Source organism: Paenibacillus sp. NPDC058071 (assembly GCF_042885235.1).
Classification (GTDB): domain Bacteria; phylum Bacillota; class Bacilli; order Paenibacillales; family Paenibacillaceae; genus Pristimantibacillus.
Map to the genome: position 1 here is coordinate 72,691 of NZ_JBHVSK010000008.1, position 23,975 is coordinate 96,665.

Sequence of the window (23,975 nt, forward strand, 5' to 3'; positions counted from 1 at the left end):
GCCAGAAAATAAATTTCCAATTTAAACCTATTATAGCATCCCGCTTTCAATAAAAAAGCACCGCAATTAAGGCATCCCGCCTTATAATTGCAGTGCTTTAGTTATCCACCAAGTAACTCCCATCACGTCTGCCTTTCTACAGCTGCAGCTCTATCAGATGCATTTCCTCCAAAGGCTTTAAGATCGAGGGATCTACTTGTGTTGCTTGCGGGATATTTTCTCCCGGCATATCTTCCAAGTAAAGCATGAGTGCTTCTTTCGCTATTTCAATTCCTTCGTCTGCTGGATATCCGCATGTAATACACCCTGGCAAGTCTGGAAAAGTTACGTTTATTCCGTCATCAGCAAAATTAAATATTGCATAGTACTGATAAGATTTCCGTTCCATGTGCCCCTCCTCTATTCGCGGCCCGCTGAATAGCAAGCAAACGAATACGATTTCTATCGAGCGGAGGCGACACCGAATAAGACGAATGTTCCTCCCCTACTCCTCATCCTTTTCTCTCTTCAGCTATATCTTGATTATAATATTTTTCCATTTTATCCGATACGGACCTGAGAGGGGCGGTGTACTGGACTTTAGTCGTGGCAGCCGCTCTATTGACCAGCAGCTTGCTTGCTGCGAGCTCATAAGGAAGTACAGCGGTTCTTGTTTAACTCATTTCAATGTAATTTCCTTTTCCCACGACATTTTCTGGCCCTGATCGTCGCTGAATGTGAAAGAAACCTTTCCTTGCTCCCCTTTCAGGTCGCTTGGATAAATAAAGCCCATAAATTGTCCATTACCGCTGATATAGAAACCGTCCTCCCCGCTTCCTCCATTCGCAATAGCTTCCTCCAGAGTGTTCCCAATTTCGTGCTTATCGGATTTCCACTGCATTTCACTAAGGATGTAGCCTTCCGGCCGCTTCTTAACCGTAAAATCAAAGCTGTTGCCCTCGCTTGGTTTTGGCGATTGATCAATGAGGATCAAAATCTCTCCGTCTGTTTGTTGATTATCATTTGTCTCTTGCTGCGCCGGATTGGTCGCTGAAGGCGATGAGGATGGAGAAGGCGCTGTCGCCCCTTGTTCCCCGTTAGCTCCGCAGGCACTGAGCAGAAGCAGGGCCGCGAGTGCCGCCGATATACTTAATGTTGTTAATTTCTTCATATGATAATAGCCTCAACTTTCTTCCGTTAAAATCGTGGGTGACGCCTGTTCCAGAGTAAAGTAAAACGCAACGCCTTTTTCTGTATTTGCTGCGCTGTACCGGCTTCCGTGCAAATCGAGAATGTTCTTCACAATCGCCAGTCCAAGTCCTGTTCCGCCAGTTTTCCGGTCGCGGGAACGCTCGACGCGATAGAATTGATCCCAGATGCGGCTTAAATCGTCTGCAGCAAGGGACGGACCTTCATTTTCAATGCCGATGGTAATGATGCCCGGAGACGATTGTGCTATATCTATATAAATCGTACTATCCTCCGCGGCATGCCTGACTGCATTGCTGAGGAAATTGATCATCACCTGCTCCATGCGCCGAGGGTCCGCTTTTGCCAACCACTCCTCCTGCTCTCGGATGTGTATACGCAGCCCCTTGCTGTGCAGCTCCTGATCGAACGTGGCGGCGACATTCCGTACCAGCCGTCCCGGCATGATGACTTCGAGCTGCAGCCGAATCGCCTTCGCCTCGAATTTGGACAGCTCCAGCATGTCCATGATCAGCGCATTCATCCGATCGGTTTCGTTGACGATGTGCTGAAGGTACCGTTCTCTTTTGTCTCTGGCGACATCGTCCTGAAGGCCTTCGGCAAACCCTTTTACTATACCGAGAGGCGTCTTCAGCTCATGCGAAATATTGGCGATCAGTTCCTTGCGAAGCTGCTCCGAACGCTCTTTTCTCACCATCTCTTCTTGTAATTCCTCATTAGCTTGCGTTAACTGATTCAACGTGGCATTTAGATTCTCAGACAGCATATGCAGACTCCGCGATAGATCGCCGAACTCATCCTTCGATTGCAGCAGTGTATGTTGACGGAAGTCCAGTTCGGCCATTCGTTTCGCCGTTTGGCTGAGTTTAACCAGCGGCGCAGATACGATCCGCGAATACAGCAAGGATAGCAAAGTCACCAGCACGAGGATGGCAGGAGCCAAATAAATGAAATACTGCGACAGCATATGAACGGCCTCGCCTACCGGTTGGAGGGAAGTCATGGCGTATACATAACGTCCGTTCTTTCCGGCTTCCGGAAGGAAAACTGCCGTGACCGCGTAGCGGATGCCGCTCCACTCGTCTGTCCATTCGCCGGAAAGCGGCTCGCCCTTTTGCAGACTCACCTCTCCCTCAGCCATTCGCTGATACCAACTGTTAAAGGCGCGCTGAAGCTGCGAATCCTGATAGTATGGATTGAACGAACGGTTCTCCGGCAGCAGCAGATCGGAAATGATGCCAGATACACGAGTCAGTCCTTCCTCAGGCTCGGCGGTGGTGGGTTGCAGCTTGGCGGGCTGCATAATCGTATCCTTTTCATCCATAAAAAAGCCGTCTACGACTAGCTTATCCCCTGTCCTTAGGACAGCAGGGACATCGCCTAGCATGGTACCTTCCGATGAGAGGAGGATTTTCACCGTTTTGGAATGGCTCTGAAGCTGAATAAAATAAGGCTCAATACTTATTCGCTCAAACTCGCGGTTGAAAATAGCCAAGCTGGCGTCATTTTTGTTCATAAATGTCCCTACAAGGGTTGCCGTCTTGTGCTCATCGGATAGAACAGACTTATACTGATCCGCCAATTCCTGAACGCTCTGCTCCAGACGGTCTGACTTCGCAATCCGATAATAGCGGTCAAAAAACAAGCCTCCCATGACCATTACAACCGCAAATAAGACGACAATCAGGATCGAGGTGACTAGAAACAGCTTGAAAACGACACTATGTCTCTTCATGGCTCACGCTCAAACTTATAGCCGGAACGGATGACGGTTTTGATCAATCGTTCTTCCGCGCCGAGCTTGGCCCGCAGTTTTTTAATATGAGTATCAACCGCCCGCGGATCTCCAAAATAATCAATGCCCCATACCGCATTCAATATATAGTCGCGTGACAGCACCGTCCCGTAATGCTTGATCATAACGAGCAGCAGATCGTATTCTTTTGGCGATAAAATAACGGGCTCTCCGCCAACGCTGACCGTATGGGCTCTTTTATTCACGCTCAAGCTTCCGTAGGTCACCGTATCGCCTTCCCGACCGAGCGTTCCCTCTGTCCGCTTCAACAGCGCAGTAGCACGGGCGACCAATACCTTCGGACTGAATGGCTTGGTCACATATTCGTCTGCGCCCAGCTCAAATCCCATCAGTTGATCGTCATCCTCCGTCCGGGCCGTAATGATGATGATGGGGACATCGGAGCTTTTCCGAATTCGCCTGCACACGGACCAGCCGTCCACTTCGGGCATCATAATGTCCAGCACCACCAAATCGAATGGGATATGCTCGAACAGCTCCAGCGCTTGCTTGCCGTTGTCTGCTTCATGAACTGCCCATTGTTCTTTTTTAAAATAATCCGTTATGAACTCCCGCATCAGAAGATCATCTTCAACCAGTAAAATGTTTCTGTTCATGTCCTAACACTCCGCATCAGTCTACAAGTCTTTCGTTCATTTAACTTAAAGACGTGAAGACTTTGTCAAAGGTTTAGCTTATCGGTTCACGGCGAACACGCCTATACGCTCCCCGAATTGCCCGATCCAAAGCTCCCCTCCGCCAACCATGACTCCCTTCCAGCTTACCGTCACTTTATCCGCCTTTTGCGCCAGCAGCTTCTTCTTAACAGCAGCAGTCATGATACTGTCGTAATTAGCGATAAACTGTTTTTTCGTCTTGATTTCAAGACTCTTTCCGTTATGGTTCACACGCAGCGGATAGGCTATGCTGTCAGCCACTTCAGCTTTATTGCCCGCGGCAACATCCTTCTGCAGCTTGCTCAAAAAATGATTGAACGCCGTTGGGTTAGTAATGCCGGCCGCTGCATAGGGATTGTCGATCAGATTGACTGCGATAACGCCCAGCTTATTGTCGATCTTGCCGATCCAAAGCTCCCCGTCGCCGACCATAATGCCTTTCCAATTGACGAACACGTTGTCCGCCTTTTGCGCCAGCAGTTTCTCTTTGACTTCCGTTGTGATAATGCGATTATATTTCTGCACGAATTGTTCTTTCGAATGAATCATGAAGCTTTTACCGGATTTGTTCACCCTAAGCGGGTAGGAGATCAGATCAGCCACAGATTTGGAATCTCCATCTTTAACGGCCTGCTGCAGCTTGGAAAAGTAAGTTGTGAACTCTTCCGAACTATCAATGCCTGCAACGTAGTAAGGATTATTGCTAACGGCGGCAGCGGCGGCGGCGGCTGCAGTGGGAAGCGTATTGCTGTGAGTATTCCCCATTACCTGTCCGGAAAATGCTGTGACAGCTACTGATAAGCCCAGGATCAATGCGATTTTTTTCATGTTGTTGCCTCCTAGTTGTTTGTTGTTGTTTTGATACTCTAAGTGTAGAGGCTTGTTGTGTACTCCAGGTGTACATGGCGTGTTTAATGCTTGCGACAAAAAAAGAAAACCAACTGCTCTACATGAAGTCGCAGTTGGTTTTCCGCATATTGTTTGAATTATATCCGGGGCGCTGACAATAGAATCCCGCTATAGCCGCTCCGTTCGGTTAAGGTTCTCTGCCCATCGCAAGGCCGCAAGAGCATCGCTGATCGCCGAAAAGGCTGTGGTAGCTGGCCGGAAAAGCTTGATTGACCCGCTGCACTTCTTTCGCAAACCGCTTCTTGTCGATCGGGGTTTCAGGCAGCCGATCTGCCTTCTGTTGAGAGTCGATAACCGCCCCGGGCGGAACGAAACGGTTGCTCGCAAGCCGCACTCCTCCGGTAACGACGGCATGGTTCGATATAAACGAACCTTCCCCTACCTCCGCTCCGAACACGAGCGATTGAAATCCGACGAACACCTTTTCCCCTAAAAAGCACGGTCCGTGCACGATCGCACCATGACCGCAAGTGACTTGCCCGCTTATATATATCGAGTAGCGCTTCCCGTTCACCGTTACATACTCTTCTTCCAAGCCATGTAAAATGACGCCGTCCTGAATGTTCGTACGGCTGCCGATCCAGAACGGCGTCCCTTCGTCCGCTCTAATGCTCGCGGTCGGTGCGACAAATACATTGGCTCCGATCGTAACATCGCCGATGACGCTGGCAAACGGCCCGATGAAGGCCGTGGGATCAATAGACGGATATTTCGACTCCGGCACGTAAGGCGTTCTCGGATTCGGACTGATCAGCCTTGCGAACAAGTTAAGCGGCCCTTGCGGCTTAATATACTGAACGGCGGTGCGAAATCCGTCTTTCATGCGTTGAACGCCCCCTGACTATCGGTTTATAAACCATATGATCGCATCAGGGGACACATGTCATCGACTGGCCTCGCTCCGCTCTTTTATAAGCGAATACCATTGCTTGGTCTGCTCAGGGTCCTGTTCGTTATAAAAAACGTATACGTCCGGCAGCTTTATTCGAATATAAGGAGGGTGATTCTTATGGACGTACAGCCTCGATTTGCCGATTTCTTTCAAGCGAAAATGACCTCGCGCATACTTGTTGGTCGCTGCGCCGTTCGACTTGACGCCGGACGGGACGTTCTCCGTCAATACGATTTCCTCAATATCGGCGGCATTGAAGCCAAAGGAATACATCGGATAATTGATTTCGATTCGGTCGTTATCCGTCACTAATAGTGTAGGAGGCTTCAACTCCGAGCGGAGCATCATGATCGAGACGCCCAATATTAACACGATGGAGAAAGCGATAGGAGCCCATAGCAGCGATTTGCCGGCTTTGGTGCCGGTGTTCACCGCCTGGCCGATGCCGACACGTTTATCCACCATCATTCGTTTGTCATTAGGATTATGGTAGGTAAAGCCATTCGCCCAATACTCGTCCTCTTCATCCATCGAGCGGCCGTTTTTCATGCCATAAACCCATCCTTGTTCACGCTTCAACGCCAACGTTTCCCGAAACGCTTTTCGAAACGGAACGGCCGAGGTAAATATTAAAACGCCTGTCCAAACAAAGAAATAGAACGTTTGAGCTGCGCCGAACTTGTATAGAAGGAATATGGGAATAAAGGCGATAGGCATCCATACATAAAATGGCTTCGAGCGCCTGTGAAACGCTGCCTGAATCTTCTCAATCTGCTCATGCTCAATCGCATGCTCCGGCAAAGAAATGGCAAAGAGCAAGCCTTCTTTATATTTCGAAGACGCTCCGAATGTAGCCATCACAGCTGTAAAGCAGATAAGGGCGGAAACGGAAAAAATAATCGCTAATAGGATAATACGACCCCCTATTCTGTAAAGTTCTTCTCACTGTACCATAATGAGGGCTTATCTGTCGGCCAATCCTCTTGCATCCGCATAAAAAAAATCCCCGTCGCGCAGGACAGGGAAGAAACGATCGTTAGATTTGCTAGATTTGCCTGCGCTCGGCTACTTTGGCGCTACCAGAGCATTGCAGGCGGGTTTTATACTCGACAAGCCCAATCTCGCAGCCGGGACCGATTGTCACTTGGTTGCCGCGGACAACCTCGGCCTTCGTATGCTCCAAGTAAATTTCGTCACCTTCAATCGCCGAAACGGTCAGAACAGCATCGCGGTCGGGTCTGAAGAAAAATAAATGAACCGGATTAAGCAGGCTCGCCTTCTTGATCCGGATATTTCCGCCGCCGATCTCCCGGGCGCTGCTGTTTTGATAAAGCTTCACATCCAGCCGTCCGGCGTTCAACAGTCCGCCGATCTCGAACATTCCCCGTATCGTGACGGACTCCGCTTCGCAGCCGCCGCCGGCAAGAAGCTGTCCGGTAACGCTCAAGCTTTCGCCGCTCAAGCGTCCCTTCACCTCGACCGCTCCTTGGCAGCGCAGCTGGCTCAGTCTCGCATCTCCGGCAACGGCCAGCGTACCGGACACATGAACCGTATCCGCTTGCGTGTGATCCGACACTTCCGCTGTACCAGTAACGCGGATATCCTTCGCCCGCAAGCGGCCGTTCAACGTCATCGTTCCGGTACACTTTAGTCTGTTGCATGCGATATCTCCATCGATCTCGCTTTCTCCGACGATTTTTACACGGTCGTATTCGCCGCCGGAAGCCCCTGAACTGCCGGTTATCGTCAGATTTTCACCTGCAAGAATGCGGCTCTCGCTTCCGTCTATTATGTTGTTCATGACGCAGCCCTCCTTTCTATCTCGTTATAGCTGTTCGCGATTCCCGACAATGGCATCCTTATGCTGATGGCAATTTGTTTTATACTCGACCCGGCCGATTTCGCAGCCCTCTCCAATCGTTACCTGGCTGCCGCGAACGATATCGGCCTTCGTATTTTCAAGGTAGATTTCGTCTCCCTCGATCACCCCGGCGGTTAGCCGATTGACTGCAGGCAGCGGAAGCGCCTTTAATAACTTGGCGAATTTGCCGCTATGTTTGCGAATTTGAATCGTTTCGCCCCCGATTTCGTTAATGCGGCTTGGTCCTTGAAGCTTAATAGAAATATGGCCCGCGTTCAGGCTGCCGAATGCCAGCCGTCCTTCGGCTTGAAAGCTTTCCGCCTCGCAATCTCCTTGCACCGTCAACATTCCGCTCAAATGCAGTTCTTCGCTGACCAAGTCGCCTCCCACGTTCACTTTGCCGTTTATATCAAGCTTCTCCGTATATAGGCCGCCCTTGAGCGACCCAATCCCGTTCATATCGGTGATTTTCGTTCTGACGCTGCCGTTAACAGTCATTTTGCCATTGGACGAAAAAGCGCTGCATTCGATGTCGCCTTCGACCCGGCCGATACCATCGATTTTGACGCGGTTGAAGCTGCCCCCTCTTGTGCTGGCAATACCCGATATCGTCAAATCGCGTTTCTTCGCCTGCTCCTTGTTTTCCATTTCGACCCTCCTTCACCGTGTGCCGTCTGCCCTCGCACGTCTTGTTGAGCGTGCGCGCGGTCATGCGCCGGCTGCTTCATCTCGATCCTTGCTTCTTCTCGATCCTTGCTTTTTCTCGATCCTTGCTTCTTATCGATCCATGCTTTTTCTCGATCCTTGCTTCTTATCCGGCCGACAGCTTCAGCTTTAATTCTTCCACATGTTTGGCGACATTTTGCCGGAATACGAGCTTCGAACCGCTCTCGGTGAAAATGTCTGTGCCTGCTGTGACAAGCAGAAAAACCGATAAGCCCATTTTGCGAATAAAGATCAAATCGCAATTTCGGCCTTCGAACCTCGCATAGTGCTCCGCCAGTGTCGACAGCAGCGCCTGCCCTTCATCCAAGCTCATTTGACCAGTCTGCAGCGCGCAATCGAGCAGATAAAGAAATAACGTTTGCTCGAACGTGTATATATCCGCCGATCCAATATAGGGTCTCGCATAGTCAGCAGTCGACTTCGAAACAATGTTCTGTTCGATTAACTGAACGGCCGGTATCGACATTTGTGCGGGACTCGGCGAAAAAATATCGGCTAGCTCATCCAGCGACAAGCCGTCCTTCATATTCAAAATTTTATCGATTCTCGCCAGCATCCGCTGCTTCGGGAAAAACGTTTCTTGTCCTGTAAACGCGGACTTTCGGATAAACCATTCTTCTGGAACGAGATTTTTCCGCTTCCAACGGTACAGCTGACCGTACGAAATACCGGTTAAATCGAGCAGTTCCTTCTTGGAGATCAATTCTTCTTCCATGCGAACGCCCCTCTCTGCGTTTAATGTAACATAACATTGTTACGCAGTAAAGGGGCGTGTTGTAGTTTTGTTTTAACGGCCATTTTGGCCGTTGCAGCTCGCTTTTGCAGAGCTGCGCCCTCTTTAGCGGCCGTTTCGGCCGTTATTTCACATGCCAACCGCTCTTTTGATCGCCTTATACCTTGCTCCTGCGACTTTAACGGCCATTTTGGCCGTTGCAGCTAGCTTTTGCAGTGCTACGCCCTCTTTAGCGGCCGTTTTGGCCGCTATTTCCGTGCGAACCGCTCTTTTGATCGCCTCATACCTTGCTCCTGCGACTTTAACGGCCATTTTGGCCGTTGCAGCACGCTTTTACAGAGCTACGCCCTCTTTAGCGGCCGTTTCGGCCGCTATTTCCGTTCGAACCGCTTATTTGATCGCCTTATGCCCTGCTCCTTCGAGTTTAACGGCCATTTTGGCCGTTGCAGCTCGCTTTTGCAGAGGCGCGCCCTCTTTAGCGGCCGTTTTGGCCGCTATTTCCGTGCGAGCCGCTCTTTTGATCGCCTTGTACGGTGCTTCTTCGACTTTAACGGCCATTTCGGCCGTTGCAGGTCGCTTTTGCAGAGCTACGCCCTCTTTAGCGGCCGTTTTGGCCGCTATTTCCGTGCGAGCCGCTCTTTTGATCGCCTTGTACGATGCTTCTGCGACTTTAACGGCCATTTTGGCCGTTGCAGGTCGCTTTTGCAGAGCTACGCACTCTTTAGCGGCCGTTTTGGCCGCTATTTCCTTGCGAACCGCTCTTTTGATCGCCTTGTACGATGCTCCTGCGACTTTAACGGCCATTTTTGCCGTTGCAGCTCGCTTTTGCAGAGCTGCGCACTCTTTAGCGGCCGTTTTGGCCGTTATTCCCGATTAGGCCGTCCGTAGTAATGACGAACACGACCAGAAGGTCGTCCAAATCGAACAGCCGATTCCATTTGGCAATGAGCGAGAACGTCGTATGAACCCGAACATAGGCTTGCAATGCTTCTCACTCCGCTTTTATATCAAACGACTCTTTATATTGGCCGCGGTCATCTTCCCATACGATTTGTACGTTTAAGCGATCGCTTTCTATTGCCTTGAATGTGTCGAGTCCTTTGTCCTTATGATTGAATTTATAGGGAACGTTAAAAATAGGATCTGTTTTATGCTTAAAGTCGACTAACATAACACCAAACTCATTCAGCTCTTCTTCTTCATTGTTCCCATCAATTGCTCGTTCCGCTTTGCCGGCGTTGTCAAAAACCGTAACAGCTTGTGAATCTAAAGAAGTACCTTGCGCAAACACAATATGCGAAATGCTGCGCAGCTCCTCCTCGGAGCCTTTGTACTCGTAGCGAATATGAAACAATCGCTCCCCGTTTCTTTCTAAGGTCGATTTTTCCACATACGCATCCCAATGCTGACCTCTGCCTGCATAAGAATCGATCTCTTTATCCGCCTTTGAACACCCCGTTGTCCATAACAAAACGGCCAATAGAATTAACCACATTCTCATCCCCAGATCCCCCTTTTAAAAACAAAAAAAGAACTAGGATATCGATCTCCTAGTCCTTCATGATGCTGTTATTAACCCTTCTTCTTCAACCGCTCGCTCGGGCGGTCTCCGCCATTCTTCGCCGGCTTCGTGTTCGCATAACGCGTCTTCAGCCCCGACTTGCTGGCCGGCCGGCTTCGGAAATGGCCTTTAATCAACTTGTTGTTCTTCGTATTCGTAGGCGTCCACAGCTTCAGCATCTCATCCGCCAGCGCTTCCGGGTTCAGCTCGTAGCCCCATGTGTCGAGGAGCGGGCGTCCTAATTGATGAAAAATTTGATCGGCCTGCTCCAGGCTCCCCGCCCTTCTGCGAAGCTCCTCCAGCACAGCACCGTTATAGATGTCCTCCATCGGCTCATTCGTCATCATAATCCCACTCCTCTCTGTAATTCCGTTCGTCTATTCGATCGCCTAAAAAGCGTTGCTCATTAAATCTATAATACCCATCATATGTTAAAAAATCATTCATCGCTTTCCCAAACCATGCAATTTGGTCGCCCAATTCCAATCCCGTCCGGCGAAAACCGTCTTCGGCCTGCGTAATCTGGTCGCGGAACCATCGCCGATCGGCATCGGCGCCGTAATCCTTGCCGCTTGCCTTGAAAGCTGCGATCACTTTCCCCGTATCGTTGTCAGCCATTGGCCCGCATACGATCTGGGGATGCTCAGAACCGAACAAGGAACGGCATTGACAGTCGTGCAGTCGGCTCCCGTAGCGGTGGGTCAAAATAAAATCGGACCATTCAGCACACTCGCCGCGGAAATCGAGTACGCGGACCGGTTCGGATTGCTGTGTCTCCTCAGGAGGAGAATATTTCAATCGCATAACGACCGGCATCCGTTCCGCAGGCAATGCAATGCCTGCTCGCCAGGCCGCGACATAGCTCTTGCGAGCCCAGTCCGCCGCTTGCCTGAAATCAATCGTCGTATACAAGCCCGTTCCGAAATCACGATTATTGCATCGGACGTTGCTTGCCATAAACGATTCGTTAATCAACTGCTTTCTAAATCCATCGGGATCCAAAACCGCGCCCAAGGTCGTTCCGTGATACAAAACGTCGGGCAAAACAAAACGCGTCGTATACAACCTTGAATCAGCTCCCCCTCCTATATTATACCATGGCTTGCGGTCTAATAAAACGCCGGTTGCAGCGCGGGAGCCGACTAAAATTTATGGGTGTACATTTCGAGACAAACAGCTATAATAAACGCATGGATACTTTAACTGTGATCAAAGCGTTGTCCAACGAGACAAGGTTCCGAATACTGGAATGGCTAAAGGAGCCCGATAAACATTTCGGCGCCATGGCCTATATGCATCAAGGCTGCGACTTCGAAGGCGGAGTTTGCGTCGGCGCAATTGCCGAGAAATCGGGGCTCGCGCAGTCGGTCATTTCCGGCTATTTGGTGAAGATGCAGAAATCCGGTTTATTGGAATCCAAGCGCCACTGTCAATTTACGTACTATCGGCGCAATGAAGAAAGCATCAACGCATTCAAGGAGTCCTTTCTTAAACAGCTATAGTGGCAGTCGGGACCTCTTTTTATGCGCGAATATATCTATTTTTATAGATATATATATTAAAGTTTAGAGATAGAAGGAGAGAATACTATGCCTACAAGCCGTTCATCGCTTCAAGCCTTGTTTAAGCCCTATCAAGAAGGGCCGTTGTCGTTAACGAACCGAATTGTCATGGCCCCTATGACTCGCTCTCAATCGCCGAACGGCGTTCCGGGCGCCAACGTAGCAGGTTATTACAGAAGACGCGCGGAGAACGGAGTCGGGCTTATCGTAACAGAAGGCACGACGATCAATCATCCGGCCGCTTCGGGAGACGTTAATATTCCGAACTTCCACGACGAGAAGGCGCTGGAAGGCTGGGCGCAAGTCGTGAAGGAAGTCCACGAAGCCGGCGGTAAAATTATTCCGCAGCTGTGGCATCAAGGCACACTGCGCGAACAAGGCCAAGGTCCTCATCCCGAAGCCCCGTCTGCCGGTCCTTCCGGACTGAGCATCGGAGGCGAGAAGGTCAGCGAACCGTTGACTGTCGAAGAAATTCAATCGATCGTGAAAGCTTTCGCCCAAGCGGCCGCCGACGCGAAGCGCATCGGCTTCGACGGCATCGAGCTGCATGGCGCTCACGGCTATTTGATTGACCAATTTTTGTGGGAGCAAACGAACCAACGTACGGATGAATACGGCGGCGATCCTGTAAAACGCACCCGTTTTGCCGCAGAGATCGTACGCGCTTGCCGTGAAGCGGTCGGTCCCGATTTTCCAATCGTGTTCCGTATTTCCCAATGGAAATCGGGCTTCTACGATGCCAAACTTGCGACCGATCCCGATCAGCTGAATCAAATTCTACAGCCGCTCGTTGAGGCAGGCGTCGATATTTTCCACTGCTCGACCCGCCGTTTCTGGCTGCCGGAATTTGAAGGCTCCGATCTGAACTTGGCAGGCTGGGTGAAAAAGCTGTCTGGCAAACCGACAATTACAGTCGGCTCCGTCGGCCTAGACAACGACTTTATTAACGCCTTCATGGGCAATAGCGCCGAAACGAAAGATATCGATGAATTGACCGATCGGCTGGAGCAAGGACAATTCGATCTGGTCGCCGTCGGCAGAGCTTTGCTTGTCGATCCTGCCTGGGCAGCCAAAATCCGCGATGAGCGTTTCGACGAACTCGTACCGTTTACGCCTGCTGCGTTAGGTACCCTCAGCTAATTTCATATAGACGACAGCAGCCCTTCGGTCCAGAATTGGACGGAAGGGCTGCTATTCTATAGACTAGAAAAAGCGGCCGCCCCCTCATGCTTGAACGAGGCGGTCGCTTTCTTTTTTTCGGATTAAAGATTTTTGGGCGGCTTGTTATAGCCTCGTTCCCCGTACGGCTGAAGCTTCTCCAGCCAGGGCTTCTCCAGCTGTTTCATCTCCCACTTCACATCCGTCATATCTTTCGTATCTTTTTGCTCCAGCACCTCGTACGAGAACGCACTCTCCCCGATCTCCTTCCAATCCTTTTGCAATTCAAGGTTGGCGAATCTCCCCATGTCCAGTTGCATCTTGATTGTCATCCATTTGTTTTTCAAATTCGGGTAGGCGTCGATGAATATTTTGCCGTTCTCCGTATTCTTAATTTGAATGACTCCCATGTAGGTTTTCACTTCCTTGAACGCTTCGAGCAGTTCTTTGCGCTTGCTTTTATCCATTATCGAATCTCCCCTTCATTTACTAATTTACTAAATTACTAATTAATTAATGAAATTATAACGCAATCCCCCTCCTCCGATCAACCTTTTGCGCGCTTTGGTTTTACAAATTCTTTGCACAAAAATTCGCAAAATTAGATCTTCAAGATTAGGACTATCATACCGATATATGTCTAGGACACATCTCATTTAGACATCAGGAGGACCTATGAAAAGCATTAAAACGAAAATTATTACGCTTGTAACTCTTATGCTAGTCATCTCGCTTGTTACGGTAGCGGCTCTGAGCTACTGGTCTACATCCACGCTGATGGGCAAGCAAATCGACAAAGAGATTGCACTTCGCTCGAATGTTATTGTCGAAAAAATCGACGGTTATCTTCAGCAAAAAACCGCGATTCTAGAAACCTTCGCCAAGACGGGCAGCCTTATTTACGGCGACGACAAACAAATGCTCGGTTTCATTCAAGGCGCGCTCGCGCAAACCCCGGAATTAAAATCCCTTGTTTATTCCCCTGATCTTACCGGAAAAAACACATTAACTTCGACCGGAACCCGGGTCGACCTATCCGAAAGACCCTATGTGAAAGATTTGTCCGAAGGACGGTCCATCGTCTCTGAGCCGGTTATCGACAAGCTGGACGGCCAAGTCTCGATCGTCATCGGCGCCCCTATTTTTGTCGACAATAAACCAAAAGGCTTTCTATCCTCCTCCATCGCAATCGACCAGCTTATTGAAGTGGTTAACAGCGAGAAATTCGGCGAGACGGGTTATGGCTTTATGTTCGACGCCAACGGCATTACCGTTACCCACCCCGATTCTACAACTATTATGACCAAGTCGGTCAAAGACTACGGTATCCCTGAGCTTGAGGAAGCATTCGCTAAATCGGCGAACGGCGGCCAGGGCGATATGGATTTTACGGTTGACGGCGTATCGGTAACCGGTTATTACAATACGACAATGAACAATTGGACCGTTATGCTAGCTGCGCCTGAAAAAGAGCTGACCCAAGCGATTCTGGAAATGATGCAGACGACCGTCATTCTCAATATTTTCTTCATTATTATCGGCGTCGTCATCGCCTACTTCATTTCGCGGCAATTAGCGCGGCCTGTACAGCGATTGAACGATGCGATCAGCGTTGCTTCAACCGGCAATCTACAGCAAGCCGTAGCGGTAAAAGGCAGGGACGAAATCGCGCGAGCCGGAGCAAGCTTCAATCAAATGATGGAAGCTTTCCGCCGTACGCTTGGCGAGGTCAACCAGTCTTCACTCCATCTAGCGGCCTCCTCCGAGGAGCTGTTCGCAAGCGCGAAGCAAACCTCAAGCGCAACCGAGCATATCGCGAACTCGATGGAACAGATTATGACAAGCACGGAGCACCAGGTAAAATCCGTCGACAGCAGCCGAGATACTGCTGGAGAAATGTCGACGCAGGCCGAGCAAATCGCCAGCCTCGCCGATCAAGTATCGGAGCAGGCAGTCAAAACGTACGAGGTGTCGGCCGAAGGCGAGCAAGCGGTGCGATCGGCAATCGGACAGATGGGCTCGATCGAGACAACCTTCCGTGAGCTGTCACAGGAAGTGTCTCAGTTGAACGAGTTCTCGCAAGAAATCAGTACGATTACGGAAGTGATCAGCGGCATTGCGCAGCAGACGAACCTGCTCGCCTTGAATGCGGCAATTGAGGCGGCAAGAGCCGGCGAGAACGGACGCGGCTTCTCGGTCGTTGCCAATGAAGTGCGTAAGCTGGCTGAGCAATCGGCAAGCTCCGCAGAGCAGATTTCCTCGCTCATCGAGTCCATACTAGGCACCACCCGCTCGGCTAGCGCTACAATGGCCAAAGCGTCGGTTGAAGTCGGCTCCGGCATGGAAGCCGTTAATACAGCCGGAGAACTGTTCGAGCATATCAAACGGGAAATCGGCAATGTTGTGGAGCAGGCAAGCCAAGTGCTAACCTCCGCTTCACAAGTGAAGGAAGGAACTCATTCGATGAGCAGCTCCATCGCCCTTATTTCCAGCGCGGCCGAGGAAAATGCAGCCGGCACGCAGACCGTTTCTGCTTCAGCGGAAGAGCAACTAGCGGCCATGGAGGAAATCTCGGCGTCGGCCGAATCGCTGTCGCATCTTGCAGAGGATCTGCAGCTGCTTATTGCGAAGTTCAAAATATAGTAAATGGGCGGTGCCGGGATTCTTCTCTTCTGGCACCGCCTTTTTTCACTTTCTCTCTGTCATCACCTGTTGTTCAACTACAGGAATACACCAACAGGGATTGCAAATTGAAGGCGTATTGTTTATTATGGATATTAAAGATCCGCTTTTACTGTATTGCGATGTAGAAGAAAAAGGATCATTTTTTTATATTATAATTATGGATACAAAATGTCTATAATTGAGGAGGAATGGAAGATGAAAATTGATATTTGGTCGGATTTTGGATGTCTCTTTTGTTTTATAGGTAAAAAAAGATTGGAGCAGGCGCTTAGCCAGTTTCCGATGGGCGATAAAGTAGAAATTGTATATCACAGCTACCAGCTCAACCCTCATGCAGAAAACAGAGCCATTAGCGCCGAAGAAACGGCCCCGAAAAAGGGCATGACCGTCAAACAGTTGAAGGATAAGCAAGCACAAGTGGCCAGATGGGCTAAAAGCGAAACGGGAATCGATATCGATTTTGAATCCGTTATTACCGCAAATACGTTCGACGGACATCGCCTGGTTCATTTTGCAGCCAATTCGGGCAAGGGAGTTGCAATGACTGAACGCCTCATGCGCGCTTACCTTTCGGATTCCATGAATATCGCCGATCGCGAAGTACTTATCTCCTTGAGCGGCGAGGTGGGACTTAACGAACGGGAGGCAGCGGAAATGCTCCAATCCAACGCTTATAAAGATCAGGTCCATGCGGATATCGCGAAAGCCAGAAATATGAATGTTACAGGAGTGCCCTTCTTCTTGTTTAACAACAAGTATGCAATACCAGGGGCTCAGTCTGAAGAAGCATTTCTCGAAACGTTGCACTTAATCTGGGATGAAGAAAAACAAGCCAACAACCCTGAGATCCAGAAAGAAGAAGCTAAAGGCGACGGGATCTGTACTGACGGATCTTGCGATTTATAATTTCTTTTCTTTTCTTTTCGCAGCAATAAGACGGCTCTGCACGAGCCGTCTTATTCTAATGAACGGATTCTGCTCACCACTCACCACCGTATATTTGAGGCGATCTGATCGCCGAAATCATCGCTGTTCTTTTCATCAGTTAGATCCTCCCGTTTCTTCTCCTTCTATATAATAGGTAGGAACTGTCCGTTAATCTCTGATTCAACGTTTGGACAGAAAAAAGACTCGGCAAAGGATTAACCTTTGACCGAGCCCGCAACCATGCCCTTCATAATTTGCTCTTGGAAAATCAAATAGATAACAATCGTCGGGATGACCGCGATAAGCATCGCGCCCATCGTAAGTGCATAGTCGGTTCCGAAGCCGTCCGAGAACAATGACAAGCTGAGCGGAAGCGTCTTCAGCGACTGCGTGTTAATGAAAACCAAAGCGAACGAGAAGTCATTCCAGAAGCGAAGGAATGCGAGGATCGAGACGGTCGAAATTACCGGCAAGCATAGCGGGAAAATGATGCGTCCAAACACGCCCCACCAGCCGTTGCCGTCGATCATCGCCGCCTCCTCTACCTCTCTCGGAATGGAGACGAGATAGGCGATGGCTAGGAAGATCGCAATGGGCAGCTCGAAGGCGGTGTAAGGGAAGACAAGCGCCCAGTACGAATCGAGAATGCCGATCTTGTTCATGAAGATAAATAACGGAACGAGCGTGCTGTGCACCGGAATAAGCATGCCGAGCAGAAACATCCCTTTCAGCACCCCGCTGAATTTGAATTGAAACCGGGACAGCACGTACGCGGCCAGCGTGCCGAGAACGATAGTCAAGACGAGCGAGATTGAGGTTACGATTACCGAGTTGACCATCGCCCTGCCCATATTGCCGAGATCCCATGCCCGGATAATGTTGTCTAACTGCCATTCCAGCGGCCAGGCATAGGGACGATTGAAGAACTCTTGGTTTGTCTTAAAAGCGCTAATGATGAGCCAATATAGCGGATAAAGCGTTATGATTGCGTATATAAGCAGCAGCAGCTTGAAGCCGCCGCTCAGCGGCTTTTTCCACAATACGCTCTTACCTGCGGCTGCTTGCACTTTAGTCGTAGCTTGCGCCTGCATAAGATTCACTCCTTTAATCAGTGTAGCCAGCCGGTCGATTCATTTGATCGGCCTTTTCTAGCTCCGTCTCTTTGTGACGATGTAGTTCAAGCTGATCAGCAATGCACTGATCAGGATGATCATGGTGGATACGGCGGAGCCATAGCCGTAACGGTACACGTTAAAGGTGCTGTTATACATGTAAGTAGCGAGCAGCTCGGTTGAATGCGCCGGTCCGCCGTGGGTCATTACAATGACATGATCGAATGCTTTCAAGCTTCCTGAAATACAAAGGACGATAACAACGACAATCATATCCCAAATGATCGGAAGCGTTACGTAATAAAGCTTGCGCCAACCTATCGCTCCGTCGATTTTCGCCGCATCGTTTACTTCTGACGAAATATTGTTAAGAGCCGCAATGAAGATAACAAGATATGGCCCGATATTTGCCCAGTTAATCGGAATGGATATCGCATACATATTTACTTTAGCATCAGATAACCAAGCTCGCGTCCATGAATCCAGCCCGAGCATTTCAAGTACTTGATTCAACAAACCCATTTGCGGATGGTAGATGTAACCCCAGATCAAACCGACAACGACCGTCGACAATACCATTGGCAGGAAAACAGCCGACCGTATAATCCGGTTGAAAAACGTGTTTTTAAGCAATACAAGCGCCAGCAGCAGCGCAATCGGCACTTGGCCGATTATGGCCGAGCCCGTCAAAATAAGGTTGTTTTTCAAAGCGTGCCAGAACACTTTGTCCTGCAGCATGATCTCGTAGTTTTTAAAACCAACAAACTTGCTTGCGCCAAGCCCTTTCCAATCAAAGAAACCGTAGTACATCGACCAAATAATCGGAACGATAGCAAACAGAATGAAAATTAGAACTGCTGGAAGCAGCGCCATCGTGACGAAGCTTCGGGTACGCAATGATGACTGCATGACGTCAGCCTCCTTCAAAGATTGCCGCCCGGGGCGCCGCTGGGACGCGACGGGCGACAGATTGTTGTCTGGATCTTATTGCTGAGTCGAGCGGGCTTGCGCGTCTTGCAGTTTCTTCGCTACGTCCTCGACCTTGCCGCCCATCATTAATTCTTGCAAACCGGTGTTAATCGACTCAGCTGCTTCGGCAGAGAGGTAAGCGTCGTATACCGGCGTAATCGTTGCTTCTTTCGCTACGTTAAATGCTTTCAGGTAAAGCGGGCTGACGCCGGATTGGGCCAGATCCATTTTGTACATCACCATGGAGTTGCTTTCGGCGATTTTCTTTTGGCCATCTGGACCGCTGATCGCATAGATCAGGTCGAGAGCCGCGTCTTTTGCCGCGCCAGTCGTTTTCTTGCTGAGCGCAAAGCCGCCGCCTGCGCCGCCGGACAGCGTACCTGCCGCTCCCGCTCCGCCTTCAATAGACGGAATTGTCGTTACTTCGATTGGAGCGACTTGCTCTTCCGATGCGGATGCCGCCAGGTTCGTCAGCGTCCACGCGCCGCTGATCATCATTGCCGCGTTGCCTTGAATGAAATATTGCTCGGCTTGTGTGTTGTCGATGCTGTTCGCGCCGTCTTGGAACGCTTTGTTGTCGGACAGCTCTTTAAATTTGCCCAAAGCTTCAAGGAAGATCGGATCGGTAAAGGATGCGCCGTCGCCTTTCACCGCTTTCAGGAACCAGTCCGTTCCCGTTACGCGGTCAGCCAGCGATCCAATAATCGTCGATTGAGCCACCCATGGCGCTTTGTTGCCGAGTGCGATTGGCGTAATGCCGTTGTCGTTAAACGTTTTAACAGCCGTCATCAACTCGGACCATGTCGTTGGTACTTTCACGCTATGCTTCTCGAACAAATCTTTGTTGTAGTAGAGGAACGAAGTAGCCGAAAGTCCGATTGGAGCGGAGTAGATTTGATTCGGCTCGAACGTGAAGCGGTCGAAAGCGCCGTCCATAAAGTTGTCTTTCCATTCCGGATATTTCTCAGCAAGCGGCGTAATCGGCTGGAGCAGACCCGCGTCAAAAAACTCTTGCGATTGGCTGCCCGCATATACGAAGAATACGTCCGGCATTTCATTACCTGCGGCAACCGTGCTCAGACGAGGACGATATCCGTCAACCGGGATCGCTTGCGCATCCACTTCTACATTCGGATGAGTCGATTTGTATTCGTCGATCAGGCCGCGAACCGCCTTGGCGCGAAGATCGTCGCCTGCGAAGTTATGCCAGATCGTCAGTTTTACTTTATCTTTGGAACCGCCCTCGGAAGCGTTGCCGCCTTCCTTCGGAGCGTTGTTGCCGCCGCCGCAAGCGGCCGTCAGCAAGGATAACAGGGTGATCAACGTAACAACCAATGTAGCTCTTTTCTTCATTGAGTAAGTCCCCCCTCAGTAATTTAAGTTAAGTATAAGTAAAGGTGAATCGAAGGCGTAGGGGCGATATTTCAGATTAAGGGGGGTGAAAATTCACCCATTGAAGCGCTTTCTTTCCCTCCACTGCTCGCTCGCTTGCGCAAAAAAGCCTTCACCCGGTCCCGGATGAAGGCTTGCTCCCCTCATTATGACGCTCGCGGAAGAAGGACGGCGTCTCCCCCGTGTAGCGTTTGAACAAACGGGTAAAATGCTTCATATCCTCGTAGCCCACCCGCTTGGCGATCTCGCTTACTTTCGCCGGCGTTTCTCTTAGCAGCCGGACAGCCCATTCGATGCGGGCCTCGGTGACGAACTCGATATAATTTTTCCCCGTTTCTCGTTTAAATAATTCGCTGAAATAATTCGGATTCATATGAACGCTCGCCGCTACCTGCGTAAGCGTCAAGCTTTTATCCAAATTTTCGCGTATATAGGCCGTCGTACGAGATATCGCCGAATTGCGGTCGCCGGAGAGATGCTCGTACTGGCGCATGATCGATGACAGAACCCCGCTCAGAAGTTCTCCCGGCTTTCGGCCCAGTTGATTGTAATCCATCCCTTCAAGCGGGGACAGCTCGATTCCGTTCTGGCCGACCGATTGCGCAGCCCTCTCCAGCCAGCGGTAGCCGGCAACAAGATACGAATGCAGGAAGGCTTTCATCGTTCCCGGCGTCGCTTCCGGGTCACGTTTGACCGTCAGCAGCACGTCTTCGATCCACGCCCCCAACCGATTCGCATCACGTGAACGCAGCACGGCGGTTAGCGCCGTTTCTTCTTCTTGCGAGCAGACGGTGCGCATTCCTTTCCGCCTATGCACATCTTCATAGGCGATGACGCGCGCATCGCCAGCCAAGAAACGGAACTCCGTGGCCTGTTCTGCGGCACGCAGCGCGTTTCTTAGCTCATCGATCCGACGGACACCGAATCCCGTCGCAGCGAACAGCTTACGCTGCAGCACGCGCTCCGCTTCTCTCATCGTCGCTTCGATTTTCCGCAGCGCGCCGGATTGTCCGGTTTTGAAAATAAGCACCCAGCCGCCGTTCCATTCGACGATAACGCAGCCGAGCGCTCCCTTCAGCGCCTTGCAGGCTTCGTCGTGTCCAGGCTGTGCTCCTCCGTTCTCCGACAAGGGCATCTCAGAGGTAACCAGCCACAGCTCCAGCATTTCCTGCTCTGAAGCAAGCCGCAGCTCTGGGTAATACTGCAGCAGCTCTTCCGCCTCGCGTTCCGCCACTTGCCCTTCGCCTGCCAGCAGCCGTTCCAGCCGCTTCGAACGAAAGGCCGTCTGATGCTCGTCGGCCAGCTTCTTCTCTGCTATCCGGCTTCGAGCGCGTGCGGCAGCGGCCATAATGTCGGCGGGACGGCTCGTCTTCAGCAAGTAGTCGCTAATTCCTTCGCGAATGGCCTGCTGGGCGTAAGTAAACTCCTCATAACCCGACAAGATGACGATCTCCGTATCCGGGTAATCAGCCTTCACTTGGCGCGCCATATCCAGTCCGGTCATTCCCGTCATACGAATATCGGTCATAATGATGTCTGGCCTCTCAAGCGGAATACGCATCAGCGCCTCCTCCGCCGAAGCGGCGGGTTTAAGAAGCGTAAACCCGTTCTCCTCCCATTTGATCACCGTGCTTAGGCCTTCCCGGATGATGACCTCATCGTCAACCAGCAGCAGCTTCATTTCAAATCCCCCTCTCCCCGAATGGTTCCGTCTTCCTTCACGCCTCCCGCATCCTCTGCTTCGTTCGACCTTTGAGTCGGCTCCGTCATGCGGTCCCGTGCTCCCTGCTCACCCGAAGACCGAATCGTAAAGCTCACCTTCGTCCCTACGGACGGTATGCTGTCGATATGCAGACCGGATTCCGGTCCGTAATGGAGCTGCAGACGGTTATGGACATTGCGCAGTCCGTAGCTTCCGCCCGGATAGCCCGGCGTCCATTCCGAATCCAACTTGCTCGCTATGCGGGATCGAAGCTCCAGCAGCTTTTCCTCCGCCATGCCGATGCCGTCATCCTCTACCGTAAACGTAATCGTCTCGCCTTCGGCCACGGCGCTGATTCGAATATGGCCAAGTCCATCGCGCTTCAAAATACCGTGAATCATCGAATTCTCGATAAGCGGCTGCAGCAGCAGCTTCAGCATCGTGCGATCATAAAGCTCATCCGGAATCACAGCCTCGTACTGAAACTTGTCCGGGTAGCGAATCGACTGAACGTTAACGTAATTGTCGATATGCAAAATCTCTTGCCGCACTGTGCAATACTCCTGCCCACTGTTCAAACTGAATCGGAGAAAATCGCTTAGCGAGCCAACCATCTCGGCTATTCGCTCCTCGCCCTTCATCAGCGCCATCCAATGCACCGACGAAAGCGTGTTGTACAGAAAATGAGGATTGATTTGCGCCTGCAGCGCCATCATATCGGCTTCTTTCTTGAGCGATTCGTTCTTCTTCACCTCGTCGGTCAACTTCTCGATTTTGGAGCTCATCCGGTTGTAGCTAATGACGAGCTGTCCGACCTCGTCGATCGTCGTGACAGGCAGCGTCGGCAGCGGCTCGTCGGGGCTTGAATTTTTCAGAAAACGTGTCAGTGTCGAAAGCGGCTTCGTCACTTTCTGGATTAGGAATAATACAAAAGCGATGACGAACAGCGCCGCCACGCTCACGGCAATCGCCGTCAGGGTAAGAAAATACTGGTTTTGCGATTTGTACGCCTGTGCGGGTATGATGCCGACCAGTCGCCAATCGACGTTTTTCAAGCCGTAATAGAGAATCGTTTGCCGATCGGCGTCCGCTCCGTACTCGAACCAGCCGTTGCCCTTGGACGAGAAGCTTTGAATGCCCGGATAATATTGCTCCAGCAAGCTGTTGTCCATATATTCGGCCGGACCGGCAAGAATTCGGTTGCTGCCGTCTACGAGCAGCACCGTACCGCCGCCCTCCAACCCGGCCTGCCGCAGCTGCTCCGATATGACGCTTTGCAGCAAGCTGATTTTTAACATGCCAATATTGTTATATTTCTTTGTGCTGCGAATCGGACGCGACATCGTAATGACGTCTCTTGCCCCTTCCGACGAGGTCGTCTGGAAATGAACGGGCGACCACCATTTCGGATACTGGCTGTAATAGTCGGGGTATTCCTCCTTCACGTCTACGAAACCGGTACCGGTGATCGATTTGAAAGCGATGGAGGGCTTGCCCCGATCGGATTCGATAATAGCGTTAGCGATATAGGGCTTGGAGATCGACATCGTCATAAGCAGCGTGGCGATTTTCGTACTGAGGAGAACGTCTTCTTTCGGAGACCGCAAGTAGGATTGAATATCCTCGTGCCCCATATAATACAGAGAGACCGATTCGATATCGGTGACAATATTTTCGAGATTCGAGCCGAGCAGCGTCAGCGTATTTAATCCAGAGCTCTTCGCTTTTCCCGCCGTCAAGCTTTCGGCTATGAAGTAGGAGAACAGCCCCAGTGACAAGACCGGCACGAGAGCGGCTATAATTATTAACAACGACAGCTTATGTTTAAGTGATCTTCCGAGCCAATTGTCCATAACTACTCACCGCCCCGATTGTGCATACTCTGAGAAGAATGAAACGCCGTGACGACTTCTCATATAAATAACTTATCATGTTAAATAAAATAACACGTCCATTGGAAACACATTTTAACATACCGAATCTTCTCCCGTAAATCACTGATATGCGAATGTTTTTGCGCCTTTTCGAAAGAAAGCGCTGTCAAAATCATTATAAAGAATTGCCGCAGTCAGCGGTACAGCCAAAATAATACTCTATTCTTTTGTCGGACACGCTAGCCCTCGACT

Annotated in this window: 26 protein-coding genes; 4 read left to right on the forward strand and 22 right to left on the reverse strand. The window is 50.6% G+C overall.

The window, feature by feature from the left end; all coding sequences use genetic code 11:
- Positions 1-136 precede the first annotated feature (136 nt).
- The 16 genes from ACFVTB_RS14965 to ACFVTB_RS15040 all read right to left on the reverse strand — a co-directional run bounded on the left by ACFVTB_RS14965 (position 137) and on the right by ACFVTB_RS15040 (position 11,407).
- On the reverse strand, positions 137-388 hold the full coding sequence (locus ACFVTB_RS14965) for a type II toxin-antitoxin system HicB family antitoxin (protein ID WP_387750368.1): 252 nt from the start codon (positions 386-388) through the stop codon (positions 137-139).
- 270 nt (positions 389-658) lie between these two features.
- The gene (locus ACFVTB_RS14970; protein WP_387750371.1) at positions 659-1,150 is read right to left on the reverse strand and encodes a hypothetical protein; all 492 of its coding nucleotides are present in this window, start codon (positions 1,148-1,150) and stop codon (positions 659-661) included.
- Between the two features lie 12 nt (positions 1,151-1,162).
- Positions 1,163-2,923 carry a sensor histidine kinase gene (locus tag ACFVTB_RS14975; RefSeq protein WP_387750374.1) on the reverse strand — a complete coding sequence of 587 codons (1,761 nt, stop codon included), beginning with the start codon at positions 2,921-2,923 and terminating at the stop codon, positions 1,163-1,165.
- The gene (locus ACFVTB_RS14980; RefSeq protein ID WP_387750376.1) at positions 2,920-3,600 is read right to left on the reverse strand and encodes a response regulator transcription factor; all 681 of its coding nucleotides are present in this window, start codon (positions 3,598-3,600) and stop codon (positions 2,920-2,922) included. Before ACFVTB_RS14980 ends, ACFVTB_RS14975 begins: the two co-directional genes overlap by 4 nt.
- A gap of 78 nt (positions 3,601-3,678) precedes the next feature.
- The gene (locus ACFVTB_RS14985) at positions 3,679-4,488 is read right to left on the reverse strand and encodes a hypothetical protein (RefSeq protein ID WP_387750379.1); all 810 of its coding nucleotides are present in this window, start codon (positions 4,486-4,488) and stop codon (positions 3,679-3,681) included.
- A 208-nt stretch (positions 4,489-4,696) separates the two neighbouring features.
- Complete coding sequence (locus ACFVTB_RS14990) at positions 4,697-5,392, reverse strand: LbetaH domain-containing protein (RefSeq protein WP_387750381.1); 696 nt, start codon at positions 5,390-5,392, stop codon at positions 4,697-4,699.
- 60 nt (positions 5,393-5,452) lie between these two features.
- Positions 5,453-6,319: a PH domain-containing protein gene (locus ACFVTB_RS14995; RefSeq protein WP_387750384.1), complete on the reverse strand. Its 867-nt coding sequence runs from the start codon at positions 6,317-6,319 to the stop codon at positions 5,453-5,455.
- A 187-nt stretch (positions 6,320-6,506) separates the two neighbouring features.
- Positions 6,507-7,262 carry a hypothetical protein gene (locus ACFVTB_RS15000; protein ID WP_387750387.1) on the reverse strand — a complete coding sequence of 252 codons (756 nt, stop codon included), beginning with the start codon at positions 7,260-7,262 and terminating at the stop codon, positions 6,507-6,509.
- Between the two features lie 24 nt (positions 7,263-7,286).
- Positions 7,287-7,970 (reverse strand): hypothetical protein, encoded by a 684-nt coding sequence (locus ACFVTB_RS15005; protein ID WP_387750390.1) that lies wholly within the window; start codon positions 7,968-7,970, stop codon positions 7,287-7,289.
- Positions 7,971-8,133: 163 nt separating this feature from the next.
- The gene (locus ACFVTB_RS15010) at positions 8,134-8,763 is read right to left on the reverse strand and encodes a YhbD family protein (RefSeq protein ID WP_387750393.1); all 630 of its coding nucleotides are present in this window, start codon (positions 8,761-8,763) and stop codon (positions 8,134-8,136) included.
- 147 nt (positions 8,764-8,910) lie between these two features.
- Positions 8,911-9,093, reverse strand: coding sequence for a hypothetical protein (locus ACFVTB_RS15015; RefSeq protein ID WP_387750396.1), 183 nt, complete (start codon positions 9,091-9,093; stop codon positions 8,911-8,913).
- 78 nt (positions 9,094-9,171) lie between these two features.
- On the reverse strand, positions 9,172-9,585 hold the full coding sequence (locus tag ACFVTB_RS15020; RefSeq protein ID WP_387750398.1) for a hypothetical protein: 414 nt from the start codon (positions 9,583-9,585) through the stop codon (positions 9,172-9,174).
- Between the two features lie 40 nt (positions 9,586-9,625).
- Positions 9,626-9,766 carry a hypothetical protein gene (locus ACFVTB_RS15025; protein WP_387750401.1) on the reverse strand — a complete coding sequence of 47 codons (141 nt, stop codon included), beginning with the start codon at positions 9,764-9,766 and terminating at the stop codon, positions 9,626-9,628.
- Positions 9,767-9,772: 6 nt separating this feature from the next.
- Complete coding sequence (locus ACFVTB_RS15030; RefSeq protein WP_387750404.1) at positions 9,773-10,282, reverse strand: hypothetical protein; 510 nt, start codon at positions 10,280-10,282, stop codon at positions 9,773-9,775.
- A 71-nt stretch (positions 10,283-10,353) separates the two neighbouring features.
- Positions 10,354-10,689, reverse strand: coding sequence for a hypothetical protein (locus ACFVTB_RS15035; RefSeq protein ID WP_387750406.1), 336 nt, complete (start codon positions 10,687-10,689; stop codon positions 10,354-10,356).
- Positions 10,676-11,407: a DUF3990 domain-containing protein gene (locus ACFVTB_RS15040; protein ID WP_387750409.1), complete on the reverse strand. Its 732-nt coding sequence runs from the start codon at positions 11,405-11,407 to the stop codon at positions 10,676-10,678. The genes ACFVTB_RS15035 and ACFVTB_RS15040 overlap by 14 nt, the downstream gene beginning before the upstream one ends.
- Positions 11,408-11,532: 125 nt before the next feature.
- On the opposite strand from ACFVTB_RS15040, the gene ACFVTB_RS15045 reads away from it, so the two are divergent.
- Together ACFVTB_RS15045 and ACFVTB_RS15050 are read left to right on the forward strand one after the other, a co-directional pair.
- A complete protein-coding gene (locus ACFVTB_RS15045; RefSeq protein WP_387750791.1) occupies positions 11,533-11,844 on the forward strand; it encodes an ArsR/SmtB family transcription factor in 312 nt (103 codons plus the stop codon).
- An 87-nt stretch (positions 11,845-11,931) separates the two neighbouring features.
- Positions 11,932-13,044, forward strand: a complete 1,113-nt coding sequence (locus ACFVTB_RS15050) for an NADH:flavin oxidoreductase (protein WP_387750411.1) — start codon at positions 11,932-11,934, stop codon at positions 13,042-13,044.
- 122 nt (positions 13,045-13,166) lie between these two features.
- On the opposite strand, the gene ACFVTB_RS15055 is transcribed toward ACFVTB_RS15050, so the two are convergent.
- Positions 13,167-13,529, reverse strand: a complete 363-nt coding sequence (locus ACFVTB_RS15055; RefSeq protein ID WP_387750414.1) for a GIY-YIG nuclease family protein — start codon at positions 13,527-13,529, stop codon at positions 13,167-13,169.
- 208 nt (positions 13,530-13,737) lie between these two features.
- Between ACFVTB_RS15055 and ACFVTB_RS15060 the strand changes: the two genes are divergently transcribed.
- Positions 13,738-15,705 (forward strand): methyl-accepting chemotaxis protein, encoded by a 1,968-nt coding sequence (locus ACFVTB_RS15060; RefSeq protein WP_387750417.1) that lies wholly within the window; start codon positions 13,738-13,740, stop codon positions 15,703-15,705.
- Positions 15,706-15,942: 237 nt separating this feature from the next.
- Positions 15,943-16,653, forward strand: a complete 711-nt coding sequence (locus tag ACFVTB_RS15065) for a DsbA family oxidoreductase (protein ID WP_387750420.1) — start codon at positions 15,943-15,945, stop codon at positions 16,651-16,653.
- 236 nt (positions 16,654-16,889) lie between these two features.
- Here the strand turns inward: ACFVTB_RS15065 and ACFVTB_RS15070 are convergent, their stop codons facing one another.
- The 5 genes from ACFVTB_RS15070 to ACFVTB_RS15090 form a co-directional block, all read right to left on the reverse strand.
- Positions 16,890-17,765 (reverse strand): carbohydrate ABC transporter permease, encoded by an 876-nt coding sequence (locus ACFVTB_RS15070; RefSeq protein ID WP_387750423.1) that lies wholly within the window; start codon positions 17,763-17,765, stop codon positions 16,890-16,892.
- A gap of 57 nt (positions 17,766-17,822) precedes the next feature.
- Positions 17,823-18,695 (reverse strand): carbohydrate ABC transporter permease, encoded by an 873-nt coding sequence (locus tag ACFVTB_RS15075; RefSeq protein ID WP_387750426.1) that lies wholly within the window; start codon positions 18,693-18,695, stop codon positions 17,823-17,825.
- A 75-nt stretch (positions 18,696-18,770) separates the two neighbouring features.
- Positions 18,771-20,108 (reverse strand): extracellular solute-binding protein, encoded by a 1,338-nt coding sequence (locus ACFVTB_RS15080; protein WP_387750429.1) that lies wholly within the window; start codon positions 20,106-20,108, stop codon positions 18,771-18,773.
- A 151-nt stretch (positions 20,109-20,259) separates the two neighbouring features.
- A complete protein-coding gene (locus ACFVTB_RS15085; RefSeq protein ID WP_387750432.1) occupies positions 20,260-21,828 on the reverse strand; it encodes a response regulator transcription factor in 1,569 nt (522 codons plus the stop codon).
- Positions 21,825-23,702, reverse strand: coding sequence for a cache domain-containing sensor histidine kinase (locus tag ACFVTB_RS15090; protein WP_387750435.1), 1,878 nt, complete (start codon positions 23,700-23,702; stop codon positions 21,825-21,827). The genes ACFVTB_RS15085 and ACFVTB_RS15090 overlap by 4 nt, the downstream gene beginning before the upstream one ends.
- Positions 23,703-23,975: the final 273 nt, after the last annotated feature.